This is a genomic window from Streptomyces sp. NPDC104309, assembly GCF_055584025.1.
In genome coordinates this window covers 73,903-82,196 of sequence record NZ_JBVJMV010000037.1, presented here as the reverse complement: position 1 = coordinate 82,196, position 8,294 = coordinate 73,903, and the positions used below count along the sequence as shown (strand labels likewise).

The 8,294-nt window shown below is 66.9% G+C and carries 9 protein-coding genes; 4 read left to right on the top strand and 5 right to left on the bottom strand.

Features of this window, described 5'->3' with window-relative positions; all coding sequences use genetic code 11:
- Positions 1-75 precede the first annotated feature (75 nt).
- Complete coding sequence (locus ACZ68L_RS35915; protein WP_469585895.1) at positions 76-234, top strand: hypothetical protein; 159 nt, start codon at positions 76-78, stop codon at positions 232-234.
- Here the strand turns inward: ACZ68L_RS35915 and ACZ68L_RS35910 are convergent, their stop codons facing one another.
- The 3 genes from ACZ68L_RS35910 to ACZ68L_RS35900 form a co-directional block, all read right to left on the bottom strand.
- Positions 235-711: a hypothetical protein gene (locus ACZ68L_RS35910; RefSeq protein WP_469585893.1), complete on the bottom strand. Its 477-nt coding sequence runs from the start codon at positions 709-711 to the stop codon at positions 235-237.
- Positions 712-897: 186 nt separating this feature from the next.
- Positions 898-1,803, bottom strand: a complete 906-nt coding sequence (locus tag ACZ68L_RS35905) for a phosphotransferase (protein WP_469585890.1) — start codon at positions 1,801-1,803, stop codon at positions 898-900.
- 33 nt (positions 1,804-1,836) lie between these two features.
- Entirely contained in the window at positions 1,837-3,231 is a 1,395-nt protein-coding gene (locus tag ACZ68L_RS35900) for a helix-turn-helix domain-containing protein (RefSeq protein WP_469585887.1), read from the bottom strand.
- Positions 3,232-3,673: 442 nt separating this feature from the next.
- Between ACZ68L_RS35900 and ACZ68L_RS35895 the strand changes: the two genes are divergently transcribed.
- The 3 genes from ACZ68L_RS35895 to ACZ68L_RS35885 all read left to right on the top strand — a co-directional run bounded on the left by ACZ68L_RS35895 (position 3,674) and on the right by ACZ68L_RS35885 (position 5,533).
- Positions 3,674-4,264 carry a P-loop nucleotide/nucleoside kinase family protein gene (locus tag ACZ68L_RS35895; RefSeq protein WP_469585884.1) on the top strand — a complete coding sequence of 197 codons (591 nt, stop codon included), beginning with the start codon at positions 3,674-3,676 and terminating at the stop codon, positions 4,262-4,264.
- Positions 4,261-4,773: a hypothetical protein gene (locus ACZ68L_RS35890; RefSeq protein WP_469585882.1), complete on the top strand. Its 513-nt coding sequence runs from the start codon at positions 4,261-4,263 to the stop codon at positions 4,771-4,773. Before ACZ68L_RS35895 ends, ACZ68L_RS35890 begins: the two co-directional genes overlap by 4 nt.
- Before the next feature lie 283 nt (positions 4,774-5,056).
- On the top strand, positions 5,057-5,533 hold the full coding sequence (locus tag ACZ68L_RS35885) for a DUF6415 family natural product biosynthesis protein (RefSeq protein ID WP_469585879.1): 477 nt from the start codon (positions 5,057-5,059) through the stop codon (positions 5,531-5,533).
- Between the two features lie 170 nt (positions 5,534-5,703).
- Here the strand turns inward: ACZ68L_RS35885 and ACZ68L_RS35880 are convergent, their stop codons facing one another.
- Entirely contained in the window at positions 5,704-6,192 is a 489-nt protein-coding gene (locus ACZ68L_RS35880) for an SAM-dependent methyltransferase (protein WP_469585877.1), read from the bottom strand.
- 66 nt (positions 6,193-6,258) lie between these two features.
- The gene (locus ACZ68L_RS35875) at positions 6,259-7,647 is read right to left on the bottom strand and encodes a tetratricopeptide repeat protein (protein ID WP_469585875.1); all 1,389 of its coding nucleotides are present in this window, start codon (positions 7,645-7,647) and stop codon (positions 6,259-6,261) included.
- Positions 7,648-8,294 lie beyond the last annotated feature (647 nt).

The following is an 8,294-nucleotide window of genomic DNA, read 5'->3' as shown; positions in this document are numbered from 1 at the left end:
TGGTGGAACGAGACTCCTCTTGCCGGGACCCGGACCTCCCGGCTGGCAGCTCTCGAGCTCGCGGCCTGAGATCAATTGGGCAACAGGGTCATCGACGGCTTCTACAACCCCCGCCGCATCCAGAAACGGCTGGGCTACCTCAGCCCGATCGAATTCGAGGAGAAGTACTACGCCGACCAGGCAGCGACCGAACAAGTGAACCTGAAACCACGTCAACCCGCTCTGATCAGCTAGTCAGCCACTCCCGCGTTGCGGGGGAACCTCAGGTCGGCTCGGGAGGCCGAGAGAGGTCCTGAACGCCCGGATCGCTTCCTCAAGTGTGCCACCGGCAGGCGGCGCCGTTCCGATGAAGGCATCGGTGAGCTCGCGGTGCGGGAGCTCAGGCCGACCGGACAGAACCGGTGGCAGCATTTCGTCGACGGGGAGTGTTACGGCGCCGGGCGGGATCAGCGCCCGGGTGTATCCCTTCTCTGTGTAGCCGGTGTGGTGGAGACGCAGTTCGGCGATCGGCCGGCTCAGAGGATGCTCGCCCTGAAACAGGGAAACGTTCGGATGAGTGAGAACGTGCGGGATTTCGGGGTGGGCCAGCTTCGCCAGCTGTCCGTAGAGCCCGTGCGAGCGGTAGAGCACACCGGATTCAGACACGAGCACCGTCACTTGTCGACCGGTGGTGTCATTGCCCAGCCGGAATCCCACTACCTGCGTCGGCACGGCCCGCCCCCTCACGTTCGCCTACACCCACGGTAGCGACTTCTCACCTTCTGCATCGCTGGTTCGTGCCGACCTACGCCAGAGCGCAGGGCCGGCGGATCTCCTGCCCTGCCCGACCGGGCGTAGATAATCACCGCTTCCTCGGTGCGCACCATGACGGAACGGTGCCCACATGATGTGCCGGAGTCAGAGAATGTTCCACTGCAGGAGCCCGTCGTGACGGCGGAGACCGTCCACGCGCCGCACGACCTCCTGCAGGCTGCTCGGGGCGTGATGAACCTTCCGCGCGTTCGTCGTAATCATTCGTAGTTCACGGATCGCAGCCAGAGTTTGGTAACCCGGCCACCTCGTGACGTCCCACCCGTAGGCGTCGGCGAAGGCCGCGTAGTGTTGTTCTCCGTGTCCGAAGCGCCTGCAGTGGACCTCCACGGTGACCAGATCCCACTCCGGCTGTCCGGTCGCAACCGTGTCCCAGTCGCACAGCACGGCTTCACCGCTCCGTGTATGGAGGGCGTTGCGATGCTGTGGATCACCTTGGATCACCCCCTCCGGCAGCTCAAACTCCACCGCCTTGAGTTCCAACTCGAGCTGGTCGGCGTGCTCGGCCAGAAACGACAGAGCCTCTTCGGGAAGGCAGGTGATCGCTGTGAGCGACCGGCGGATCGCCGCGAGGTTGTCGTGGACTGGTAGCACCACGGGCAACGTGGTCAGCGTGTGAAGGGCGTGCAGAGGCTTGGCGAGCTGGGCAGCGGCGACTGGTTGGCTCGGCTGGGGCAGGTACTTCCAGAAGGTCATGGCATGTTGGCCTATGACAACAGGCTGGTCGACGGCATCGGGATGTAGGGGGACGGTGGGAAAGCCAGCGTCCATGAGCCAGCGAACGAACGCGACCGTCCGGGCCACGTCGTCTATACGGGATCCTCGCCGCGCGATCTTGACTACTACGTTTGCCTTTTCGAGAAGGATTACCGCGTTGGTGTGTCCTCGAAGCAGGCGAGCGTCAGAGAAGTCAAGGCCAACGGCCATGCACCCCCGCTCCAGGACTTCATGCATTTCAGACTGGTCGAACCCGCCGGGCGCCGCTTGTGTCATGAGGTCCAGGCTCGCCGACGATCCGCCTTGCTGTCACATCTGCCCGGGAGGAAGTGCGAGGATCTCGCGGAGTTCCCGCGCCGCACGGCCGGCCTGCGCACCAGGTGGGAGGGCTCCGATGACCTCCAGGGCCCGCTCCTCTACGATTGGCGTGCGGTGCTCGGGGATAATTCGCAGGAAGGTGGCACTGGCTAGTTGGCACGCCTCGGTCAGGTTGCGATCACGCGCCAGGCATAGGGCTGTCTCGAAGTTGAGTAGTGCCGGATCGATACCGGTCTTCGTCGGGTAGAGGCGGAGCGCCGCCTCCTGCGCGCGCCGTGCCTGACTCGTCCGGCCAAGGGCCGTAAGAGTCCCGCTTTCGTAAAGCCTGAATCGTCTCTCTGGGAAGCCGAAGGCATCGTTGTCGGTCGGGCCGCCGGCTCCGCTCTGCTCGAAGGCGGCGGCAGCGTACCGGAGGGCGAGCTCCGCCCCCTCGGCATCTCCCATCTTCGCCAGTGCGCGTGCCTCGGCCGCCGAGGCGAAGGCTGCAGTGGCGCTAGGCCGGCCGCGGCAGATCATGCGTGCCTCTCGAGAGAGAGTTACTGCCGCTTCGAGGGGGCCGTAGTAGAAGGGGAGCATCGCGGCTTGTGCCCGCACCCGGGCTCGAAGCTCTGTATTGCCGCTGTCGTCCGCGGCGTTCCGTGCCGTGGCATACCACTTCTGCGAGCTGGTCAGGTGTCCCAGTTTCATGAGTGCATCGGCCATGAGGGTGGAGAGCATGGCAGTCAGCTCAGACAGCCGAACCTGGACGGTGGCCGGCTGCCGGTGGCCAGCCAGGTCCTCGACATCCCTCAGGTGGCCGAGGAGAGCCTTGATCATTGGGGCAGGCGGCGTGTAAACGTACTGCTCTCGGGTCCAAAGTACCTGCTCATCGAGCTGGTCCAGTTGGTTCGCGCTGACGGTACCCACCGCTAGGGTGCGGTCCATTGAGCGCCGGGCTGCATCGACTTGCTGTTCCAGAGAGTCAGTGGCGAAAGGCTCCCGAAGAGCGGTCGGCGGACATGGAGACGGTCCTGCCACGACGAGGGCAAAGGATGAGGGTAGGACTGCAGCCGCTGCGCTTCCGAACCCCAGGCCCTGAGGCGTGCACTCGTAGAACTCGCACAGCAACCCCAGCGTCGCAGGGCGTGGTTGATGGCGGCCGGTCTCCCAGTGCCCCAGTTGATCGCCATCGGCCCGGGGTGCGTCCTGACGGCTCACGCTGAGGGAGTTCAGGCCCTCAGCGGCGTTCTTCAACGTCAGCCCGCGAGCGAGACGCTGAGCGCGCAAGCGGGATACAGCACAGTGGTCGTGGATGGTCTGGGCGATCCCGTTGAAGGATTCACCGCGGCGGATGCCCTCCAGCCGTAACCGCTTCGCACAGGATGGGCGGTGAGATGTGCGCTCCATCAGCCCTCCTTGTCCGGCTCGCTTTCCAAGAGCGTAGTGGCGGCGTATCGACTATGCGTGAGAACAGTGACTTCTTCACGGATCAGTGTCCAAATCAGTGACCTTTCGCCTCCGAAGTCACTGATCAGTGAACCGTCACGGTTGCTCGACGACGGGCGTAGGGCGAATCTTGCTGATCTCGGAAGCCCGAGAAGCTGCTCGTCGGCCGGAGGACCTGCCCTGTCGTGGTCGGCGAGCCTGCGGGTGCCGTGCCCCTGTGCCGACGCGCAGAGGTACGGCGCCCGCGACCCAGAACCGGGAGGTGGACGTGTTGACAGCCTTGTTGAACCGGCAGTTCCGTGTGGCACTGCCGCACGGGGACGGGGCCGAAATAGTCGTTCGTTGGTCTTCCGCCACTGCTCTCAGGCTCAGTTGGCAGACCGGCCCGATCCGCTGGCCCAGCATGCATGACCGGCGCACAGACGTGACTTCAGTGCTGACAGGAGTGTGCATGATCGTCGCCCTTGGCGGTCGCCCCCTCACCGGCAAGTCCACCCTCGCTCGGGCCCTCGCCGAAGCCGCCCCCGGAGCCCTGCTCGACAAGGCAGCGCTACGACGGGTGCTCTTCCCTGATCTGGTCACGGCTTCACCCGAACTGAACGACAGACTGTACGAGTGGCTCCTCCAAGCTGCTGCGTGGCAGCTCGATAGAAGACCCGGAACCGTGATCGTGCTTGACGGCCGCCCCCTTACCCGGATCCGTGATGTCCTGTCCCTACGCCGGTTCGCCGCCGGCATCGGCCACGCGCTCCACATCATCGAGTGTGTCTGTCCTGACGCGGTGGCCGCCCAGCGTGGCAACCAAGCGGACGGTTCCCAGGCTCTGCCCGGACGGCTCGTCGAGCCAGCGGAGCCGATTCCGGAGCCGAAGATCGTTGTGGACACCCTTCTGCCTCCTGCGGATTGCCTCCGGCTCGCACTCAACAGGATCACTGAAGCAGGGGTTCCGTTGGGCCAGCCCGTGGCCGACGGCGACGGCAGGAGGACGGCATGAAGGCGGTTGCGAGCTGGCCTCCGAAGGCTTGGGACGTGGGGGCGGCGGTCGAGGCATATGGGCGGGTTCTGGGTTGGCCCCTGCTCGTCGAATCGACGTTCGTCTCGCCGGACCGTGCTGCCGCAGCCCTGGTGAAGGATCCGCGCATCCCGCTGACCACGACCTGTTCTGCCATGGATGCCGTGACGGTTCCGCGCGTGGTCGGTCTGGAGGCCATGGTTCTGCTCGGACGACGGGACATGGGGCCGGTGCCCTGTCTGATCGCGCCTCACGACCAGGCCACTTTCCTGATCCAGGCCGGGACCGGCAGGGCATTTGCCGAGATCGAGAACGTCCGGGTCGAATCCGGGGCAGGAGGGCGTCTGGTCCTTCCGCCCTCATCCGGCTGGCGATGGGACACCCCTCCGTGGGAAGCCTGTACCGAGGCCCCTTGTCCACTACTCGACGGCACCGAGCTCGTTGGGTGTGTAGGTGACGCGCTGCGGCTGTTCGGCGGCTGTAAGCCGTAGCCCCTCAGACCGGCCACCGGGGCTGGTGCGTGGCGGTCCGTACGCCGTCCTCCGCGGGTTGCGGCCCAGCCTCACCCGCCCCGGTGGCTATCCCCCTCTTCTTCCTTCTTCTTACGTTGCATTGAGGATGCTCATGTCCGATCGTGCTGCCTGGCCCTTCGCCGGGCCCAGGCGAAACCGTCGGCCGGCCGTCGACGCAGAGCGCGGCACGGCGTGGACCGTATCCGTTGCCGCGGTGGGGTCTTTCGGCGTCCGTCCGGGCATGGGCTCGTGGGGGCTGCGTGTGCGGGAACGAGTTGCGCGTGCCGTCGGCCTGGTGCAGGACCGGTTCCCGAGCAGGAACGAGCCGAGCCCTGTCGTCCGGTCGGCGGTTGCGTGCGCCGCAGAGACCATCGCCCTGGTCCTCGATGACGCAGCCCCCGTTCCGGAGACGCAACGGGACGTACAGGACCTCCTGTTCCGGTTGCGCGGCCACCTGATGCAACTCGCCGCCCAGGGGCCGCAGACAGGACCGTGGGCTCAGGCTTTGGACCATGTCCGGCAGCTGGCCGAGCAGGCGCCTCCGTCCGACGACTTCCTGCAGTCGCGTGTCCATCTGCGGAAGCTGGCCCTCCAGTTGCAGACGGTGCTCGCTGAGATGAACGGTGCGCGGCCCGTGCCCGGGCCGCTGGGTTCCGGGCGGGAAGCGGCGGCGGTGAACAGGCCGAACCACCCACTCGACACTTCGTTCGATACCACGGTCACCCGGCGGCAGCGGTGACCAAATACTTCCGACGGGCTCATCCCGTCCTGACCGGAGCACGAGCCTGTCGTGCTGTTTGGCCTCAGACACAAGGCCTTGAGGTGAGGTTGAGCCAGCGGTTGTCGCTGCCTTCGTCAGAGCAGCCAGCGCTCAAGGGCAAGCACCGTACCTCTGGGACCATGGGCGAGTTACCGGCTGCTGGCGTCGGCCCAGTAATGCGTGAGCATCTCACCGGGCCAAGCAGGCTGCCCTACAGGGCCGCGCGGTCCCATCTCCGCGAAGTAGGGCGCCAGGTCGATCACCGGGGTGCCGTCGACCGCGTCGAGATCGGATACCAGAAGGTCCCGCCCGTCCACGCCGAGCAGGCGCGGGTAGCTGATCGCGAGCTGGTTCGGCCGTCGGTGGTTGCGGTGGACAAACGTTCCCGTCTGGGGCCATCGGGGGTTGCCGCGCGGGCTGCGTGCGTGGAGCTGCACGTCCTCGGGGCGCGCGAGGTGGAAGTGCCACGTGACTGTCAGATGGCTGAAGTCCCCGATGCCCTGGAGGGTCTCGACCGGGTAAGTGTCGTGGAGCCGGATGATCGCCTCGGTTCTCCCCTGGTAGTCGTCCAGAACCTCGGTATGGCCACCCACCACGGTGGCAATCGGCGTGATCTCGATCGACTTCTCTGTCGTCACTGTCGTTCCTTCTCTGTGCCCACAACCGCCGGTGCGTGGCGGTGGGGGGCCGGTCGCGTGGTCCGGTCAGCCTATGGTGCGCAGCATTTCGCGGGCGCGCTGGTCGAGTTCGGCGACGTGGCGGCTTCCGCGTTGGCGGACCGGGGAGAGGTCTTGCTGCATGCGCACAAGGATGTCGCGGGTGCGGCCGGAGTGGATGCCGGTCATGGCGTCCAGGGCTTGGGCCCAGGTGTGGCATGCCTCGTCGAGGCGGCCTTGGCGGACTTGGACGGCTCCGAGGTAGCCCAGGGTCACGCTGTGGGTGCGGGCGTAGAGCTGGCGGCGCCGGGTGGCGACGCTGCGCTTGAAGTGGATCTCGGCGTCGCGGGGGTTGCCAAGGTCTCGCAGGGCACAGGCGGTCTCGTGTGCGAGGGATGCCTCGGCGAAGAAGCCGACCCGGTCCGGGGCGTCTCCGGTGTGGCGGCCGAGGTCTCGTTCGGCGCGGCTGATCGCGGTGAGGGTGCCGGTGCGGTCGCCGGATGCGGCCAGGGCCCGGGCGTGGACGATGCCCAGCAGCGCTTTCTCTCGCCAGCTCGCCCGGCCGTAGCGTGTCGGGTCCATGGATGCGGAGGCGAGGTCGAGGGCCTGACGGGGGTGTCCGAGGTCGACGGCCTGGTGCGCCATGGCGCGCAGGATGTGTCCGGCGAGGGGACCGTCGCTGGCCTCGGCGGCGAGTTTCGCCGCGAGGGTGAAGTAGCGCTGTGCGGGTCGGTGTTCGGAGGCGTCGAAGGCCATCCATCCGGCGAGGTAGGCCATCTCGGAGACGGCGGAGTACAGGTCGCGGCGGATTTGTTCGCTGGGGAAGCGCCGGGCGAGGAGCGGGGCGACCTCCAGGCTGAGGTGTGCGGCGAGTGCGGAGCGGCCGGCGGCGCCTCCGCGCTGTTGGTCGCGGGCGGAGAAGAAGGTGGTGGTCTGGCGGATGTCGTCGGTGTCCGCTGTGGTGAGGGCCTGGGTCGATTTCGCGTGGCGTCCTGTGGTCGTGTCGGGGGCCTGCTCCCACCACGCGGGGCTGGGGATGGCCAGTCCAGCCACGGAGTAGGCGGTGCTGGCCAGTACTTGGCGTCTGTGCAGCATGTCGAGGTCGTCTCTTCCCAACTCGGCCAGCATGGTCTGCGTGTTGGCGCTCCAGTCGGAACTGTCGCCCGCAACCTGGTGCGAGCCTGGTGTCAGTCCGATGTCGCCCAGGGTGATGGGGCGGCCGAGCTTCCGCGTCAGCGTCTCGCAGAGGATATGTGGTGCCGGCCCGCTGGGGCGCGTCCCTTGGACCCACATGGCGATGTGGGACCGGCTGATGCCGTACAGCTCGGTGGCTCCGGATTCCTGAGCGACCCGGAGGACGGCGGCGGCGGCCTTCGGCTGCGACCAGCCGGTCTCCGCGATTCGAGCTGCCAGCGCTGCGTTGCGCGTACGAGCCATGGACGATCCCTGACCTCAAAACGATCTTTGACGCCTTTGACGGGGTTGCCCTCGCTCCGGGGCTGCCCACCAACGGTGTTTCACGGTTCTCTCAACGTAGCTGTTCCCAGGGCCTGTTCACATCCTCACGCGCTCCGCCAACGACGTTCGTGGCTTTCCGGTATCCGATTCGCCCCAAGGAGGCAGCCCGTGCTTCTTCGCTCAGTGGCCTCTCGCTTCATCCCTGCATCGCCTGGTGCCACGTCGCGTGCCAGCCACGGTCATGGGAAGGGGCACGCCCGGGAATCGGCCGTCGCAGCGCCCGAGACCGTCGCTCTCGTTTTGAGCAAGGGCGCCTCGGCCCCAGCCTCCGCTCAGGACGCGGCGGACCTCACCGAGCCCCTTCGTGGCCACCTCATGCAGATCGGTTCCGAGGGACCACGGACGGGACCGTGGGCACAGGCACCGGGCGCGACCCGGAAGCCGGCTAAGCAGACAACGCGGGCTGTCGGCTTCCTTCAGCCGCGTGTCCATCTACGGTGCCCGGACGGGGAGTTGCAGTCATTGATCGATCAGACGGGCCATCGGCCCCCTGCCCGGTTCACAGCGCTGCGTAAACGACAGCCGCGCCCGCCTACGGTTCCGGCCTCGCTCCCGTCGGCCGGCTG

What these genes read in the sequence shown, in the direction of transcription:
- ACZ68L_RS35905 (WP_469585890.1), bottom strand. Translation starts at nt 1,803, where the DNA reads ATGACACAAGCGGCGCCCGGCGGGTTCGACCAGTCTGAAATGCATGAA.
- ACZ68L_RS35875 (WP_469585875.1), bottom strand. Translation starts at nt 7,647, where the DNA reads ATGGCTCGTACGCGCAACGCAGCGCTGGCAGCTCGAATCGCGGAGACC.
- ACZ68L_RS35900 (WP_469585887.1), bottom strand. Translation starts at nt 3,231, where the DNA reads ATGGAGCGCACATCTCACCGCCCATCCTGTGCGAAGCGGTTACGGCTG.
- ACZ68L_RS35895 (WP_469585884.1), top strand. Translation starts at nt 3,674, where the DNA reads ATGCATGACCGGCGCACAGACGTGACTTCAGTGCTGACAGGAGTGTGC.
- ACZ68L_RS35890 (WP_469585882.1), top strand. Translation starts at nt 4,261, where the DNA reads ATGAAGGCGGTTGCGAGCTGGCCTCCGAAGGCTTGGGACGTGGGGGCG.